Below are 16,440 nucleotides of genomic sequence, written 5' to 3' on the forward strand. Positions count from 1 at the left end.
GCTTAGGCCAGCGTGCGGGTCACTTCTTCGCGCTCGAAGATTTCGATCACATCGTCAGGGCGGATGTCCTCGTAATTCTCAAACGCCATGCCGCATTCCTGACCGGACTGCACTTCGGGCACTTCGTCCTTAAAGCGCTTGAGCGTCTTGAGCGTGCCTTCGTGGATCACCACGTTGTCGCGCAGCAGACGCACACCGGCGGAGCGGCGTGCCACACCTTCGGTAACCAAGCAGCCCGCAACCTTGCCGACGCCCGTGACCTTGAAGACTTCTTTGATATTCGCATACCCGATAAAGTTCTCTTTGATCTCGTTGCTGAGCAAGCCAGACGCCGCGGCTTTCACATCGTCAACCAAGTCATAGATGACCGAGTAATAGCGGATCTCGACACCCTTTTGGTTGGCCGTGTTCCGCGCCGAGGCATTGGCACGGACGTTGAAGCCCATGATCGGTGCGCCGGAGGCTTCGGCAAGGCCGACATCCGTCTCGGTGATCGCGCCCACACCAGAGTGCAGAACCCGAACGCGGACTTCGTCGTTGCCGATTTTCTCCATCGCCTGAACGATCGCTTCGGCAGAGCCCTGCACGTCGGCTTTGACCAAGATCGGCAGCTCGCTGACGTCTTCGTTTGCCTTGGCATTGGCCATGAGCTGTTCCAGCGTCGTGGCAGCACCGGCAGCGGCACGTTTGTCCTTGGCGGCGTTGGCGCGGTATTCTGCGATCTCGCGGGCCTGCGCTTCTGTTTCGGTCACGTTCAAGACGTCACCGGCCTCTGGCGTGCCGTTGATGCCAAGCACCTCAACCGGCACGGATGGGCCAGCTTCTTTGACGCGCTCGCCTTGGTCGTTGATCAGCGCACGGACTTTACCGTACTGCTCACCCACAACAAAGATATCACCCTGACGCAGCGTGCCGTTCTGAACCAGAACAGTCGCAACAGGGCCGCGACCCACGTCAAGCTGCGCTTCGATCACCGCACCGACAGCGGCCCGATCGGGGTTCGCCTTGAGTTCGAGGATCTCGGACTGCAGTGCAATCGCTTCGAGTAATTCGTCGAGACCTTGGCCGGTCGCCGCCGAAACTTCGACGTCCTGCACATCACCGGACATCTTTTCGACGATGACTTCGTGCTGCAGCAAGTCTGTACGGACTTTATCGGGGTTCGCAGCAGGCTTATCGATTTTGTTGATCGCCACGATCATCGGCACTTTGGCCGCTTTCGCGTGGGCAATCGCCTCAATCGTCTGCGGCATCACAGCGTCATCCGCCGCAACCACCAGAACCACGATGTCCGTTACCTGAGCCCCGCGCGAACGCATGGAGGTAAAGGCCGCGTGGCCAGGGGTGTCGAGGAAGGACAGTACCGCACCATTGTCGGTCGTGACCTGATAGGCACCGATGTGCTGGGTGATGCCACCGGCTTCGCCAGCAACCACTTTCGCATTCCGGATCGCGTCGAGCAGCGATGTTTTGCCGTGGTCGACGTGGCCCATGATCGTGATGACCGGGGGTCGACCTTGCAGGTCTTCGGGCTTGTCTTCGATCTCTTTAATGACATCTTCGACGTCAGAGTCGCTGACACGCACAACCTTGTGGCCGAACTCTTCGATGATGAGTTCCGCAGTATCCGCGTCGATGGTTTCGTTCTGAGTCACCATCATGCCGTTCTGCATCAGCGCTTTAACGACAGCGCCAGTCTTTTCGGCCATGCGGTTGGCAAGCTCGGACACGACAATCGCCGGGGGCAGATTGACATTGCGCACAATCTTCTCGCGCTCAACCTGACCACCCATCGCTTTTTGACGCGCACGCTCTTGCTTACGCTTCATCTGCGCCATGGACCGCTGACGGCCACCTTCGCCACCGGCGAGGGCCTGATTCACGGTCAGCTTGCCGGAGCGACGGCTGTCGCCACCCTTGCTACGCTTCTTGGTGTCGTCGCGGTCACGCTCAGTCTTGCGCGGCGTCGCGGCGGGCAAAGGCTTGTTGCTCTGCTCACGCACGGCGGCAGGCTCAGCAGGCGCGACTGCAGCCGCTTCGGCCTCGGCCTTCTCTGCCTTGCGGCGCGCATCTTCCTCGGCCTTGGCCTTGAGGCTTTCCTCGCGCTCACGCTCTTCGCGTTCTTTGGCTTCGATCTCGGCCCGGCGGCGCTCACGCTCTTCGGCGCGGGCCTTTTCCTCGGCCTCACGTGCGGCAGCTTCCTCAACCTCGCGGGCTTTGGCGGCCTGCACGGCCTTCAGACGACGCTCCATCTCGGCATCGGTGATGCCTGCGGGGCGCTTCTTGGGATCGCCAATCGGCCCGGCACCCGGCCCGGTTGGTTTCTGGCCACCCGGCTTGGGCACCACAACACGCTTGCGCTTGGTTTCGACCACAACGTTCTTGGTCCGCCCGTGGCTAAAGCTTTGCTTTACATTCCCCGGACGTGCGCCGCCGCGCAGACCCAATGTTTTCTTGCCGTCACTATCGCTCATGAAGCTCGTCTATCCTTTCGGATGGCCGCTGCCACCCTCGTTTACGCGCACGCCTTTAAGTCGTCCGGCTTCCTCTACAACACGTTGCGTGAGTCCGCCAGAGGCGAGCGCCCCATGTATCACAGTTTGGCGACCGAATGCCAAACCCAATTCATCGGCGGTTAACCAACCGATGTAGTGACCGTAATGAGGGGTGCTCAGCTTGGACTTACCGCGCCCTGACCCGTCTACGGCCTGTATCAATACTTCGGCCTCTTCGGTTTGCAACCAACCTTTGACCTTTTCGTAGCCAGCGACCGCCTTGCCTGCCTTGCGCTGGAGCGAGATCAAGTCCACCACCCGGCGCGCCAATTGTTGCTCGACTTCGTCGATCAACCCTTCTGGCAGCGTGACCGGCTGTTTTGCCGACCGAGCAAAGGCCTTTTTCTTTACCGCAGTTTCCAGCGCGGCGCGGTCTGCCGAGACATAGATGCCCCGGCCCGGCAGTTTACCCAAAATATCTGGGTAAACCTGATTGTCCGGGCCGATCACAAAGCGGATCAACCCGTGCTTTGGCTGCACGTCGCCCGTGGCAATGCACTTACGTTCTGGACCAGTCTGCTGGTCATTCGAAGCGCCACCGCGTCCCATGTGCAACCCCCGAGGCCCGATTAGGCCTCGGCCTCCTCGGCGTTCTCGCCGTCTGTTTCTGCGTCGTCTTCGTCCGCATCGCCTTCAAGCTCGGTCGGATCGACCCAGCCCAGCATGACGCGGGCGGTCATGATCATGGTTTGCGCCTCTTCGAGAGTGATCTCGAAAGGCTCAAGCGCGCCATCGTCTTTGACCCGCTCGCCGTTCACGGTTGTCCAGCCACCGGCCAGTTCCCAATCCGCACAGGTCGCGAAGTCTTCGAGCGTTTTGACGTCGTCTTTGGCCAGCGCTTCTATCATTTGGGGGGTCAGACCCTCAAATTCAACCAGGCTGTCTTCGACACCGAGCGCACGGGCGTTGTCCAGCGCGGCTTTGTTCTGCGCTTCGAGCACATCGCGGGCACGGGCCTGCAACTCGCCAGCGGTGTCTTCGTCCACACCGTCGATGACCAGCAGTTCGTCGACTTCGACGTAAGCCACTTCTTCGAGATTGGTGAATCCTTCGGAAACCAAAAGCTGGGCAAAGAATTCGTCCAGATCAAGGTTGTCCATGAACAGCTTGGTGCGCAGTTCAAACTCGGCCTGACGGCGCTGGCTTTCCTGCTCTTCGGTCATGATGTCGATGTCGAGACCGGTGAGCTGGCTCGCCAAGCGCACGTTTTGACCACGACGGCCAATCGCGAGCGACAGCTGCTCTTCGGGCACGACGACTTCGATCTTGCCGGCCTCTTCGTCCAGAACCACTTTCGACACTTCAGCAGGCTGGAGCGCGTTCACGAGGAAGGTTGGCTGGTCTTCATTCCACGGAATGATGTCGATCTTTTCGCCCTGAAGTTCGTTCACAACGGCCTGCACGCGGCTGCCGCGCATACCAACACAGGCACCGACGGGGTCGATGGAACCGTCATGCGAAATCACAGCGATCTTGGCACGCGAACCGGGGTCACGGGCGACGGCTTTGATCTCGATGATGCCGTCATAAATCTCCGGCACTTCCATCTTGAACAGCTCGGCCATGAACTCAGGCGCGGTGCGGCTCAGGAAAATCTGCGGGCCGCGCTGCTCGCGGCGCACGTCTTTGATGTAGACGCGGATACGGTCGTTCGGGCGATAGCTTTCGCGGCCGATCTTCTCGTTCCGGCGCAGGATCGCTTCGCCAGCGCCCACATCGACGATAACGTTGCCATATTCTTCGCGCTTGACCAGACCGTTGATGATCGTGCCGGCGCGGTCTTTGAACTCTTCGAACTGGCGGTCACGCTCAGCTTCGCGGACCTTTTGCAAGATCACCTGCTTGGCCGACTGGGCCGCGATCCGGCCCATCTCAACCGGGGGCACTTCTTCGACGTAAGTGTCACCGACCTTTGGGTCTGCCATATACTGCTTGGCCTGCTCCACGGTGAACTCAGCCTGATAGTTCTCAAGCTCTTCATCCTCGACCACGGTACGGACGCGGGTGAATGTCGCCTTGCCGGTCTTGCGGTCAATGTCGACGCGGATGTCCATCTCGGCGCCGTAGCGGGACTTGGCGGCGCGGGCGAGGGATTCTTCCATCGCTTCGACGACCAGACCGGGGTCGATCATCTTTTCGCGCGCAACTGCCTCGGCGGTTTGCAACAGCTCAAGCTGGTTTGCAGATGTAATGGCCATTAGGTGTCTCCCTCAGCAGACTCTTCAGTCTCGATATCATCAAATTCGTTTTCGTCGATCGCGCCGGACGCTTTGCGCTGCCGCAGCATTTCTTTGATCAGGTCGTCGGTCAGCACCAGCTTGGCGTCGCTCAGCCAGTCGAACTGGAGGCCAATGGTGCCTTCTTCGACGTTGATCAGCACTTCGCCGCCTTCAACGCCCGCCAGCTCGCCCTTAAAGCGGCGGCGGCCATCGATCAGCTCAGTTGTTTCAATTTTAGCTTCATAGCCCTCGAAAGCATCGAAATCCTTAAGCCGCGTCAGCGGGCGGTCGATACCGGGGCTGGACACTTCAAGCGCGTATTCGTCAAGGATCGGGTCCTCGACATCGAGAACCGCGCCGATGGCTTGGGAAATCTTGGCGCATTCGTCCACTTCGATCCCGCCGTCAGGCCGGTCGGCCATGACTTGCAGGATGGTGGATTTGCCCGACATCAGACGGACGCGCACCAGTTCAAAGCCCATGTCCTCGATCACCGGTGTGATGATCTCGGCCAGTCGGCGGTCAATGGCGGCTTTGGCAATCAGGTCATTCGACATGAGACTTCCAATTTATCTGGCAATTTCGTTCAGGCATAAAAAAACGGGCGCGCGGCCCGTGTTCAAGATCGGTGGAGCGTTTGGTTTGGACCCGAACGCGCCGCTGTTGGAGGGGATATAGGCCGGAAAGCCCGAAACCGCAACCCCTGTTAGCCGAACCACCAACGCTCCGGCGCGCGCAGGTTGTCCATCGCGCGCTGCCGACCGGGGTTTGGCGGCTGGCGCAGGGCCCCTGAAAGCGCCGAGACGCCGCCCGCTGCATCCGCCAGAAGCGTCACATCCGAGCGGTCGCGGAACCGTGGGCGCGCAGGCAAATCCGCTGCATCGACAAGCTGTTCCGTCAGCGCCTGCGCCCGAACCTCGCCCGCTGGGATGGAGACCAATTCGACCGCGTCAAACCATCCTGCTGTGCCGTCCTTGTAATGCGTCTCGACCCGTTCAGCCAAGACCTGACGACCGGCGGAAAAGCGCCGCAGACGATAGAGGCCGGTCCCGATACCATCGTCGAGCGCATGGGCCGGGCGGATCACAAAACGCGACTCGGACAGCAAAAGCGGCAGGCCGGGGTTGGGATGGTCCAAACGCAACTGCACGCGGAGCGGACCGCTTGCCGAAATCTCCGCATCTGGCAGCAGCGTTTGCAGGCTTGCCACCACATCGCGCGCCGTCAGCGGGCTGCCGTCGTGAAACTGCACATCTCGGCGTAACTCGAACTCCCACTGCCGCGCCGCTTCGCTGGCCTGCCAGTTTGTCGCCAACTCGCCCTTCAAGATACCGTTGCCCGCCACTTCGGTCAGCGTATCGAAAACCAACCCCTGCCGCGCCACCTGCATGAACAGCCCATCGCCAGCCGTCCACGTATCCTCTCGCGAAGCCCCCGAAAGCGCTAGGCGCAGCCGACCACCCCGCCGTGGCGGCTCCCCCGCGCCCGCACCTGTCGCCGCCAGCAGCGCCGCCGCCGCACCGGTGGTAAAGAGCGCCCGGCGATCCAAAAGGGAATTGCGCGCGGTCATCGCTGGCCAATCCGATCCATCGTCCGCACCAGTTCCGCGCTGATGCCCGGCTCTGACAGCGCATGGCCCGCGTCCCGGATCATCCGCAGATCAGCGTTCGGCCAACGCTCGGCCAGCGCATAGGCACCCGCGGGCGGGCAAATCATGTCATAGCGCCCCTGCACGATCACACCGGGAATATGTGCGATACGGCCCATATGTTCGAGGATTTGGCCATCGAACTCCAGAAAGCCGTTGTTGGTGAAATAGTGGTTCTCCAACCGCGAAAACGCTCGGGCATAGGCCGAGGGGCCCCCATGCGACACGCCATCGGATTGCACCGAGGCCAAGGCGTTTTCCCAAGCCGCCCAAGCACGCCCGTATTCCTGCTCTACCCCCAGATCACCGGAGAACAGCCGACGGTGGTAGGCAGCAATCAAATCGTCGCGCTCACCCTCGGGAATTAAGTTCACAAACCGTGCCCAAAGTTCAGGCCAGAACCGCCCGGCCCCGCCACCATAGAACCAATCCAACTCGGCCTGCGTCATCAGGAAAACGCCGCGCAGGATCAGATGCCGCACCGCCTCCGGATGCGCTTGGGCATAGATCAGCGCCAAGGTCGCGCCCCATGAGCCACCAAACACCATCCATTTGTCGATGCCCAGCGTGGTGCGAATCAGCTCGATATCAGCAACCAGATGCCATGTCGTGTTGTCCTCCACCGACGCATGCGGCCGCGAGCGCCCGCAGCCACGCTGGTCAAACAGCACGACGCGGTAAACCTTAGGATCAAAGTACCGCCGCATCGACGGGCTGCACCCGCCGCCCGGTCCGCCATGCAGCACCACAACGGGAATCCCATCCGGGTTGCCACATTGCTCGACATAGACCTGGTGCCCCTGCCCAACCGACAGCATGCGCTGATCAAAAGGCTCGACCGGCGGATAAAGATACTGCGTGGCGCGTTTTTGGTCGGGATACTTGTCCATTGCCGCCCTATATAGTCATTGAACCCAAAAGAGCACAGGGAGATCAGAATGCAAGCGGATCAATCCACCATCGACCCCGCCGAAGTGGCTAAATTCGAAGCCATGGCCGCCGAATGGTGGGATTTGAACGGCAAGTTCAAGCCGCTGCACATGCTGAACCCCTGCCGATTGGACTATATCACCACCCAGATCGCCGGTGAGTTTGACCGAGACTTGAAGACCGACGCGCCGTTCAAAGGTCTGCGCATCCTCGACATCGGCTGTGGCGGCGGGCTGCTGTCCGAGCCGATGGCGCGGCTTGGGGCTGAGGTTGTCGGCGCGGATGCGGCGGCGGGCAATATCCCGGTGGCGCAGGTGCACGCCCAGCAATCGGGGCTTGAGATCGACTACCGTCACACCACTGCCGAGGCGATGGCCGAAGCGGGGGAGAAATTCGACGTCGTGTTGAACATGGAAGTTGTCGAGCATGTTGCCTCGCCCATCGATTACCTCACCGCCTGCCGCCGTTTGCTGAAACCTGGCGGGCTCCACATCTGCTCGACCCTGAACCGCAACCCAAAGTCCTTTATGATGGCGATTGTCGGCGCGGAACATGTGATGCGCTGGCTGCCCAAAGGGACACATGACTGGAACAAGTTCATCACCCCTGATGAACTCTATGAGTTGCTAAACCGCGCCGGGCTGGAGCCTGTGGACCGCAAAGGGTTCGTCTTTAACCCCGTCGCATGGTCGTGGCGCCTTTCGGACCGCGATCTGAGCGTGAACTATGTGACCGCGAGCCTTAACCCTGGCTCAACTGACGCCTAAGCGCGCGCAGGATCGGGAGGGTGGCGCGGACTTGCTCTTCGCCAAGCTCATCCACGACGTTCGAGATCATCGGCGCAATAGCATTCACCGCCGCATCGCGCGCTTGTCGCCCGGCGGGGCTGATCGCCACCATCTTGCGCCGTGCGTCATCCCAATCAGGCCGGATATGCACATAACCGGCCCATTCAAGCTTGCTCAGCGTGTTCGTCATCGCGCCGCGCGTGACGTTGAAGGTCTCGGCCAGTTGCGCGGGTGAGCGTTCTCCGCCATGCCACGATAGGGAATTTAGCACCGAAAAATGCGAGATTTCCATTCCCCGCGGCAGAACGCGCGTCAGCCAACTGCGCACCGACTGATCGGCGGCCAGCAATTCACCGAACAGCATGATCGCAAGAGTATTCTTATCGTCGGTCATCTCGGGTCCGGTCAGGGCGCTGCAAAAGGGCGGCGGTTGGCAAGGCTTGGAACCTTGGCGCGGGCTTTGGCGCACTCTTCCATATCTATATCGCAAAAGTAAACGCCGGGCGCCGTACCTGCATCCAGCACCACCTCGCCCCAAGGGGCCACGACAAGTGAATGCCCATAGGTATCGCGGGTCCTATGCGCGGCGCTGGCGTGGGTGCCTGTCTGCGCGGGGGCCAGCACGTAGCAGCCGTTCTCGATCGCCCGTGCGCGCAACAAGCTGTGCCAATGCGCGGCCCCAGTGACGGGCGAGAAAGCTGCGGGCATGGTCAGTATCTGCGCCCCCGCTTCGGCCAACTGCTGGTACAACGCCGGAAAGCGCATGTCATAGCAGACCGACATGCCGATTTTGGCAAAGGTGGTTTCAGCGACCACGGCCTTGTCGCCGGGCCGGTAGCCTGCGGACTCGCGGTAAGTCTCGGTCTCGCTGATATCCACATCGAACATATGGATCTTATCGTAGCGCGCCACAATCTCGCCCTCGGGTGAGATTAGAAAAGACCGGTTAGCAAAACGCCCATCCCCGTCCCGCGTCTTGAGCGCGAGCGAACCGATCAGCAGCCAGATCCCGGCCTTTGCAGCCTCTTCACGCAGAGCCGCAAGGGTGGCATCCTCTTCCTCGAAGGCCAGCACCTCTTGCTGGTGCCTGCGGCTGGTGCTGACGCAATTGGTGACCTCAGCTGTCAGGACAAATTCGGCCCCGCCCGCCACAGCCTCGCGCAGATAGGCGAGGGTCTCTGGCAGGTTAGCGACCGGATCGTCCGACGCGTTCAATTGCAGCAGCGCGGTCTTCATCTGTCTTGCAGCAGTGGATCAAGCTTGCCCGCACGGTCCAGCGCGTAAAGCTCGTCGCAACCGCCCACGTGAACCTCGCCAATAAAAATCTGCGGCACAGTCCGGGCACCGCCCGCGCGTTGGATCATCTCTTTCTTGCGCTCTGGCTCGGACAGAACGTCGATCTCGTCAAAAGCCGCGCCCTTTTGGGTCAGCAAGCGTTTGGCGGAATGGCAAAAGCCGCAGAGCGGCGAGGTGTAAATCTCGATAGGTTGCATGGTGTCACCCTTTCAACAGTTAACGTTGCAGAGTGATTTAGGTCTCTTTGACCACGCGCGCCAGTGCAACGACGAAAACCGGCCCGGAGCCTGCATCCAAACAGGCCTTTGCCGCGGCGGTTAACGTAGCACCAGAGGTCAGCACGTCATCCACCAAAACCACGGGCCGTCCGATCAACCGGTGCCGCCTTCGCGGGTGGACGCGGATCGACTGGTTCAACACGGCAAAGCGCTCTTCTCGCCCCAGCCCATCAAGCGAGGGCGTGCGCCGCATGCGCTGCAAAAGGTCGGCACACCACATATGACCCGATTGCGCTGCAAGAGCCTTGGCCAGCAGCGCTGACTGATTGTAGCGCCGCTTTAACATCCGCAGCCAATGCAGCGGCACCGGGGCGATCAAAGCATCGGGCGGCATGATATTCTGCGCGGATTGCGCCATCCAAAGCGCTGCCGGGCGCGCGATCTCTTGGCGGTCGCCGTGTTTGAGCGCCAGCACCAGTTTACGCCCTGTATCGCGATACAGCACAGCGGCCCGACCGCGGGTCCATGGCCGCGGCGTCGTCAGGCAGGCATCACAATGCGGTGACAACTGATCGCCCCCGCCCGGCAATGGCGCGCCGCAAGCATCGCAAACCGTGCCTCCGATAAAGGAAGTATCGCGCCAACAGCTACCACAGAGGCCGAAATCAGCATCTACAAGCCCCCCGCAGGCAAGGCAGCGGGCGGGGTAAAGCAGGGATACCGCTGTTTGAAGTCCCGGCGGCAGCATTCTATTGTTCCTTCATGACAACACAGCCCTCCCTGACCGATCCCACAGCCCTCGCCCATCGCCGCGCACGCGCGACGGAGCGGGGCATGTTTTTGCAGCAGACCGCGATGGACGAGATCAAAGATCGGCTGGAAGTGGTTAACAAGTCGTTTACGACACCCGCCATCGTGACCGCCTTCCCTCAGGTCTGGTCCGATCTCTTGCCGGACGCCACGATCGTGCCCGAGGCCGAAGTGCTGGATCTGGCCCCACAAGCCCATGACCTCGTCATTCACGCGATGGGGCTACACTATGCGGATGACCCGATCGGTCAGCTGATCCAATGCCGCCGTGCCCTGCGCCCGGACGGGCTTTTGCAAACCGTGGCCTTCGGCGGGCAGACCTTGCACGAGTTACGCGCCTGTCTCGGTGAGGCCGAAGCCGAGATCACTGGCGGCATGTCGCCCCGTATCGCGCCGATGGCCGAACTTCGTGACCTCGGCGCGCTGCTGCAACGCGCAGGTCTGGCGCTGCCCGTGGCCGACAGCCTGCCGCTGACCGTTGAATATACCGATGCATGGGCTTTGATGCGCGATCTGCGCGCGATGGGTGAGGCGAATGCGCTGCAAGGGCGATTGCGCCGTCCCACCGCACGCGCGGTTTTGAACCGTGCCGCAGAGCTTTATGCCAGCCACTTTACCGCGCCCTCGGGCCGCATCACCGCGACCTTTGATCTGATCTTCCTCGCGGGCTGGGCACCGGACGAGAGCCAGCCTAAACCGCTACGTCCTGGTTCAGCTCAACAACGGCTCGCAGATGCGCTGAATAGTCGCGAGGAGCCTCTGCCCGATTGACCCAGAGGGAAGACCCGCTATTTCTGCGCGAACCCCATGTGCAAGGAACATCCGATGCAGGCCAATCAGAATGACCGCGTTCAGCCAGTCCACGCCCCTGCCGAGCATCCCGCGGTGCCGCGCCCAAAGGTCGGCGTGTTGCTCGCCAACCTCGGCACGCCCGACGGGTATGACTATTGGTCCATGCGACGCTACCTGAACGAGTTTCTCTCAGACCGCCGGGTGATCGACTACAGCCCGTGGAAGTGGCAGCCCCTGCTGCAACTGGTGATCCTGACCAAACGCCCTTTCTCCAGCGGGGCGGCCTATAAATCGATCTGGAATGAAGCCGAGAACGAAAGCCCGCTGGCAACGATCACCAAGGCGCAAACCGCCAAGATCAAGGCGGCGATGCAGGCGCGTTATGGGGCGGATGTAATGGTCGATTATGCCATGCGTTACGGCAACCCTTCGACGAAATCCAAGGTCGAAGCGATGGTGGCCGCGGGCTGCCAGAAGATTTTGTTCTTCCCGCTCTACCCACAATACGCGGGCGCCACGACGGCCACTGCAAATGACGCCTTCTTTGCCGCGCTGGCAAAGGAAAAATGGCAACCGGCTGCGCGCACCGTGGCCCCTTATTTCGACCGGCCTGACTATATTGAGGCGCTAGCCCAGTCCATTGAACGGGCCTATGCGGCAAAAGATAAAAAGCCCGATTTGCTGATCTGCTCCTACCACGGGCTGCCGCAGCGCTACCTGATGGAGGGCGACCCCTATCACTGCCAATGTCAGAAAACGACGCGACTGCTCAAGGAGCGGCTCGGTTGGCAGGACAGCGAGATCATGACAACGTTCCAGTCGCAGTTCGGCCCTGAGGAATGGTTGCAGCCCTATACGGTCGAAGAAGTCGCGCGGCAGGCAAAGGCCGGCAACAGGAGCATCGCGGTTTGTGCCCCTGCCTTCTCATCCGATTGCATTGAGACGCTGGAAGAGATTAACGAAGAGATCAAAGAGAGCTTTGAAGAGGCGGGCGGCGAGGATTTCACCTACGTTCCCTGCCTCAATGACGATGACGCGCATATCGATGCGCTGTCGACCATTATCACTGAAAATCTGGCAGGCTGGCTCGAATGAGCCGGTCTCGGGCCGCAACGGCGGCCCGCTGCAAAACCGACCCCCAAAACGCAAAAAAGGCGGTGCAAGCACCGCCTTTTTCGTTTGATCGTCAGTTCCGATTAGTCGGAAGCAACAGCTGCGGCAACCAGGGCCAGCAGGATCAGGGGAACCAGGATGCCCGAGGACGAACCTGTTGTTTCTTCCACGATGACCGGTGCTTCAACAATCGGCTCAGCCAGCGAACCGGCGAAAGCAGTGGATGCAGCAGCGGACAGAGCAGCGGCGAGAACGAGTTTCTTCATAACATAACCTCCAGAATAGGCGTGCAGTATCACGTACATACACGCGCCCAAGACTTACCTCGTGAGTCCGTTCTAAACAGTATAGGCGAAAGTTTGCAAACCCGGAATCAGCTATTGCACAAAGGAATCAGGGGGATGTCGTCAAATTAGCAACACTTGGGTGCCTACCTTGGACAAGGCGAAAAGTTCCGCGATATGTTCATTGTAGAGCCCGATGCAACCATTGGAAGACTTGCGGCCAATTTTTCTGGTGTCATGGGTGCCGTGGATTCGATAATAGGTCCAGCTCAGGTACAAAGCGTGTGTGCCCAACGGGTTATCCGGGCCCGGCCCCACATAGGGCGGCCATTCGGGATTGCGCTTGAGCATCGAAGGCGTCGGACGCCAGCTTGGCCCCTCGACTTTCTTGATAATACGGGTCCGGCCCCGACGGGTCAGGTCTTCGGTCAGTGGCACGGACGAAGGGTAGAGCTTATAGACGCTCTGATCCTCGGACCAGTAATGCACTGCGCGGCTGTCGATATCCACGAGGATCGCGCCGTTGCGGGTATTGCTGAAATAGGGGCGCCAATCCAGCATACGAAAGCTGGACAGGTTGCGCTTGGTGCTCTCAGTGATGTCGCGTTCGGTTTGGGTCGTCGCAGCAGAGTTGAGCGACGACGTATCCTGCGCGATGGCCGGGGCGGCGAGCATGGCGGCACTACCGGCAAGAAAGCCACGGCGGCTCTTGATCGAAAAACGGTGAGCGGACATGGGTATCTCCAGACTGAGTGATGATTATGCTAAGTTTTCTCTATATGGCCCGAATGTCGCAGTATCAATTCAAACCGGCGTGCGCTGGCAGACTCACGCCGATGTGCGTTTGAACTGCAACGCAAGCCGATGTAAGGCAGAAAAAATTTAACAGCGTGGAGCGCTCCAAATGATCCGTATCCTGTCCATTTTGCTGGCGCTCACGGTGGCGTTGGCTGCCTGTACACCAGTTTCGGCCCCCGGCGGTAAATCCGGCAACATCTATCGCATCAGCCGCGGCGACGCAGGCAAAATCCAGTTCCGGATGCTGGATTCGGTCAACGCCCTGCGCAGTTCCGCCGGTGCACCGGCATTGGAACTGGACTCCAAGCTGAACGCCGCCGCGGCCACCCATGCCCGCGATATGTCGGTACAAAACCGCCCCTGGCATTTCGGGTCTGACGGTTCCTCCCCGATCGACCGCATCCAGCGCGTGGGCTATACCGGCGGTCTGGTGGGCGAAGTCATCTCGGAAACCTATGAGACCGAGTTGGAAACCCTCGCTGCCTGGATGGAACAACCCGACACCCGCCGCATCCTGATGTCGCCTGAAGGACGTCAGATGGGCTTCTCTTGGTATCAGGAAGACGGTGGCAAGATCTGGTGGACGCTGGTCGTCGGCAACTGATCGAAGCGAAGCCTTAAGAGCTACTAAAAAAAACCGGCGGTGAAATCACTCACAGCCGGTTTTTTTGTGTTTTTGGTTCGGTGCGTTGCAGAGCTGTGCTCAGAGACGGCTAAGGTATTTGCGCGACATGACCATTAACTAAAACACTTAATCAGCCGTACTTCCGCAGGGCTTCCAGCTCGAGGTCTAGCTTCAACTGATCCTCGGCGATCCGCTCCATGAGCGCCTTGGGGGCAGCTTCGTCCTGCTCGGCCTTCAGCGCGCCGCGAAGGTCGGCGAGCTTGCTCTTCAACTGCACGGCCAGCGGCTTCGCGTGATTTTCCTTTAAAATCCGGTCCATCACCGAGTCCTTAGGATTGGAGAGAAACTCCAGCGGCTTACCAGCGCCCGGAAGATCCTTAAACTCATCAGCTTTTTCAGCAGCTTGCATCGCCATCTCGATGGCTGAGTTCAATGGATGTGCCATTGGATACTCCTTAATTGAGCTCTGCTCATGATATAGGAAGGCGAAGACAGTCTTGGTAGCCCTACCGATTATCCAACCCCGGAGTCGGGAGAACCTAAGGCGTAATCAGGATCGGCGTGCCGTCACGCACCATCGCATAGATATCTTCGATCTCGTCGTTATCGACGGCGATACAGCCCCAGGTCCAATCGCCTTTTTCCTTCTTCCGCGGGTCTTGTTGCCCGTGGATAAAGATATCTCCGCCCGGGCTCTTACCCAAAGCGCGGGCGACTTCAACGTCACGGGCATTTGGATAGTCGATACCTACGGACAGGTGGAAACGACTGTTCGGATTGCGACGGTCAATCCGGTAGAGCCCTTCGGGCGTGCGTCCGTCACCTTCCACCGTCTTATGGCCAACGGGCGCGAAGCCAAGCTTGATCCGGTAATCTTCCAAAACGCGGTTGTGATGCAGGAGCATCATCCGGCGCTGGCCTTTGTTTACGACCACATAGGTCACTTCTGGCCCGTTGTAGCGTTTGAACTTGCTGCTGCTACATGCGCCAAGCGCCACCAGAGCGGTGCCGCCAAGTATCATCGTCCTGCGTTTCATTATTGTGCCCTCGATGCCCCGGCCTTTCCGGCCTTTTGATTGGCGGTAGCATAAAGCAAAGTTAATTTCATTCAAAAAGAGGTGATCATCGGCATTCGCGTCACGCTTCCGGCAATGTCAGACAGGCCGCCAATTCCACATGCGAAGACCAGCGGAACTGATCAACAACCTGCACCCATTCGAGGCGATAGCCCGCCGCCACCAAGCTTTGCACATCGCGGGCAAAGCTGACGGGGTTGCAAGAGACATAGGCAAGACGCGGCACCTGCGCGCGGATGATCTCTGCCACCTGCGCTTCGGCTCCGGCGCGCGGCGGATCAAGTACGACGGCCCGGGCCTTGGCCAATTCGTCGGGCAGCAGCGGGCGCCGGAACAGATCGCGCGCGGCAGTGGTCACGGGCTTGAGGCCCGAAGCATTGCGCCATCCGCCTTCCAGCGCTTTGAGCATCTCAGCATCGCCTTCGACGGCATGCACCCGCGCCTTTTCCGCGAGAGGGAGAGAGAAAGTCCCCGCCCCGGCGAAAAGGTCGATGATGTTTTCCGCATCGCCCACCGCTTCGTTCACAGCCGCCAAGAGCGAAGCTTCCCCGTGACGCGTGGCTTGCAAGAAGGCACCGGGCGGCGGCGTGACCTGCGCTTTGCCAAACCGCTGTGCGGGCGGCGCGCGCATGGCGATCACCTCATCGTTCCAAGTCAAACGCGCCAATCCGAGCTTTTCACAAGTCTGCGCCAATTGCTGGCGGAGCGGCCCGTCCAAAGCTTTGCCCTTGGTCACCGCCACGTCGAGACCTTCTTCGGACAGAGTCACGGTAACCGCCAGTTCAGCCTTCCGACTGGTCCCGATCAGCGCCAGTTCCTCGGCCACTTTCAGTCCCGGCAACAATGTCGGATCAACCAACTGACAGCCCGGTACTTCGATTAGCACATCCGATGCACGGCCATGAAACCCCGCCATCGCGCCTTTCTTAGTGCGCCGTGCAGCAAAGGTGGCGCGGCGACGGGACTGTGCGGGCGAGGTCTGGATCGGGCGAAACACTGTTTCCAACCCATGGGCCGCAAGCGCATTGCGCACGACATCGACCTTCCAATCGGCAACAAAATCATCCGCCGCATGCTGCAGCTGACAGCCACCGCAGGATTTGAAATGCCGACAGGGCGGCGCGACGCGCTGCTCGGAGGGTGTCACGATACGGACGTCGCGCAATTGCTGGCCTTCGACCTCGCCGCTTACGGTCTCGCCGGGCAATGTCATCGGGGCAAAGATCGGGCCTTCGGCAATGCCGTCGCCGTGGTGGCCCAAACGCAAGATTTTATGTTCTGTCATAGC

General features: G+C 60.2%; 19 protein-coding genes. 4 read left to right on the plus strand and 15 right to left on the minus strand.

What is annotated here, in order from left to right; translation table 11 throughout:
• Window positions 1-2: 2 nt before the first annotated feature.
• From infB to pip, 6 genes are all read right to left on the minus strand, one after another.
• Entirely contained in the window at window positions 3-2,474 is a 2,472-nt protein-coding gene (gene infB, locus BLS57_RS02325; protein ID WP_093738764.1) for a translation initiation factor IF-2, read from the minus strand.
• A 9-nt stretch (window positions 2,475-2,483) separates the two neighbouring features.
• Window positions 2,484-3,104 (minus strand): RNA-binding protein, encoded by a 621-nt coding sequence (locus BLS57_RS02330; RefSeq protein WP_093738766.1) that lies wholly within the window; start codon window positions 3,102-3,104, stop codon window positions 2,484-2,486.
• Between the two features lie 20 nt (window positions 3,105-3,124).
• Window positions 3,125-4,753 carry a transcription termination factor NusA gene (gene nusA, locus BLS57_RS02335; protein WP_093738768.1) on the minus strand — a complete coding sequence of 543 codons (1,629 nt, stop codon included), beginning with the start codon at window positions 4,751-4,753 and terminating at the stop codon, window positions 3,125-3,127.
• Window positions 4,753-5,331: a ribosome maturation factor RimP gene (gene rimP / locus BLS57_RS02340; protein ID WP_067627882.1), complete on the minus strand. Its 579-nt coding sequence runs from the start codon at window positions 5,329-5,331 to the stop codon at window positions 4,753-4,755. Before rimP ends, nusA begins: the two co-directional genes overlap by 1 nt.
• Window positions 5,332-5,480: 149 nt before the next feature.
• Window positions 5,481-6,344, minus strand: coding sequence for an ABC transporter substrate-binding protein (locus tag BLS57_RS02345; protein WP_093738770.1), 864 nt, complete (start codon window positions 6,342-6,344; stop codon window positions 5,481-5,483).
• Window positions 6,341-7,312, minus strand: a complete 972-nt coding sequence (gene pip, locus BLS57_RS02350; protein WP_093738772.1) for a prolyl aminopeptidase — start codon at window positions 7,310-7,312, stop codon at window positions 6,341-6,343. The genes BLS57_RS02345 and pip overlap by 4 nt, the downstream gene beginning before the upstream one ends.
• 48 nt (window positions 7,313-7,360) lie before the next feature.
• Here pip and ubiG point away from each other — a divergent pair, with 48 nt between their 5' ends.
• Entirely contained in the window at window positions 7,361-8,119 is a 759-nt protein-coding gene (gene ubiG, locus BLS57_RS02355; RefSeq protein ID WP_093738774.1) for a bifunctional 2-polyprenyl-6-hydroxyphenol methylase/3-demethylubiquinol 3-O-methyltransferase UbiG, read from the plus strand.
• On the opposite strand, the gene BLS57_RS02360 is transcribed toward ubiG, so the two are convergent.
• From BLS57_RS02360 to BLS57_RS02375, 4 genes are read right to left on the minus strand one after another with little or no spacing between them, the layout of a single operon-like run.
• A complete protein-coding gene (locus tag BLS57_RS02360) occupies window positions 8,094-8,534 on the minus strand; it encodes a MarR family winged helix-turn-helix transcriptional regulator (RefSeq protein ID WP_093738776.1) in 441 nt (146 codons plus the stop codon). The two genes, ubiG and BLS57_RS02360, sit on opposite strands and share 26 nt — an antisense overlap.
• Before the next feature lie 11 nt (window positions 8,535-8,545).
• The gene (locus tag BLS57_RS02365) at window positions 8,546-9,376 is read right to left on the minus strand and encodes a carbon-nitrogen hydrolase family protein (RefSeq protein WP_093738778.1); all 831 of its coding nucleotides are present in this window, start codon (window positions 9,374-9,376) and stop codon (window positions 8,546-8,548) included.
• Window positions 9,373-9,633 (minus strand): glutaredoxin 3, encoded by a 261-nt coding sequence (gene grxC / locus BLS57_RS02370; RefSeq protein ID WP_093738780.1) that lies wholly within the window; start codon window positions 9,631-9,633, stop codon window positions 9,373-9,375. Before grxC ends, BLS57_RS02365 begins: the two co-directional genes overlap by 4 nt.
• Window positions 9,634-9,670: 37 nt before the next feature.
• Window positions 9,671-10,402 carry a ComF family protein gene (locus BLS57_RS02375; protein WP_093738782.1) on the minus strand — a complete coding sequence of 244 codons (732 nt, stop codon included), beginning with the start codon at window positions 10,400-10,402 and terminating at the stop codon, window positions 9,671-9,673.
• A 14-nt stretch (window positions 10,403-10,416) separates the two neighbouring features.
• On the opposite strand from BLS57_RS02375, the gene BLS57_RS02380 reads away from it, so the two are divergent.
• The gene (locus BLS57_RS02380; RefSeq protein ID WP_093738784.1) at window positions 10,417-11,235 is read left to right on the plus strand and encodes a class I SAM-dependent methyltransferase; all 819 of its coding nucleotides are present in this window, start codon (window positions 10,417-10,419) and stop codon (window positions 11,233-11,235) included.
• Window positions 11,236-11,289: 54 nt separating this feature from the next.
• Window positions 11,290-12,351, plus strand: a complete 1,062-nt coding sequence (gene hemH / locus BLS57_RS02385) for a ferrochelatase (RefSeq protein WP_093738786.1) — start codon at window positions 11,290-11,292, stop codon at window positions 12,349-12,351.
• Between the two features lie 101 nt (window positions 12,352-12,452).
• Here hemH and BLS57_RS02390 read toward each other — a convergent pair whose 3' ends face one another.
• Window positions 12,453-12,635 carry a hypothetical protein gene (locus BLS57_RS02390; RefSeq protein WP_067261136.1) on the minus strand — a complete coding sequence of 61 codons (183 nt, stop codon included), beginning with the start codon at window positions 12,633-12,635 and terminating at the stop codon, window positions 12,453-12,455.
• A gap of 141 nt (window positions 12,636-12,776) precedes the next feature.
• On the minus strand, window positions 12,777-13,388 hold the full coding sequence (locus tag BLS57_RS02395; RefSeq protein WP_093738788.1) for a L,D-transpeptidase: 612 nt from the start codon (window positions 13,386-13,388) through the stop codon (window positions 12,777-12,779).
• Between the two features lie 169 nt (window positions 13,389-13,557).
• Here BLS57_RS02395 and dalA point away from each other — a divergent pair, with 169 nt between their 5' ends.
• Window positions 13,558-14,055, plus strand: coding sequence for a divisome-associated lipoprotein DalA (gene dalA / locus BLS57_RS02400; protein ID WP_093738790.1), 498 nt, complete (start codon window positions 13,558-13,560; stop codon window positions 14,053-14,055).
• Window positions 14,056-14,206: 151 nt separating this feature from the next.
• On the opposite strand, the gene BLS57_RS02405 is transcribed toward dalA, so the two are convergent.
• From BLS57_RS02405 to BLS57_RS02415, 3 genes are all read right to left on the minus strand, one after another.
• On the minus strand, window positions 14,207-14,521 hold the full coding sequence (locus tag BLS57_RS02405; RefSeq protein WP_093738792.1) for a DnaJ family domain-containing protein: 315 nt from the start codon (window positions 14,519-14,521) through the stop codon (window positions 14,207-14,209).
• Window positions 14,522-14,615: 94 nt separating this feature from the next.
• The gene (locus BLS57_RS02410; RefSeq protein ID WP_093738794.1) at window positions 14,616-15,113 is read right to left on the minus strand and encodes a L,D-transpeptidase family protein; all 498 of its coding nucleotides are present in this window, start codon (window positions 15,111-15,113) and stop codon (window positions 14,616-14,618) included.
• A gap of 100 nt (window positions 15,114-15,213) precedes the next feature.
• Window positions 15,214-16,437 (minus strand): class I SAM-dependent RNA methyltransferase, encoded by a 1,224-nt coding sequence (locus BLS57_RS02415; protein ID WP_093738796.1) that lies wholly within the window; start codon window positions 16,435-16,437, stop codon window positions 15,214-15,216.
• Window positions 16,438-16,440 lie beyond the last annotated feature (3 nt).

Source organism: Sulfitobacter delicatus (genome assembly GCF_900102535.1).
GTDB lineage: Bacteria > Pseudomonadota > Alphaproteobacteria > Rhodobacterales > Rhodobacteraceae > Sulfitobacter > Sulfitobacter delicatus.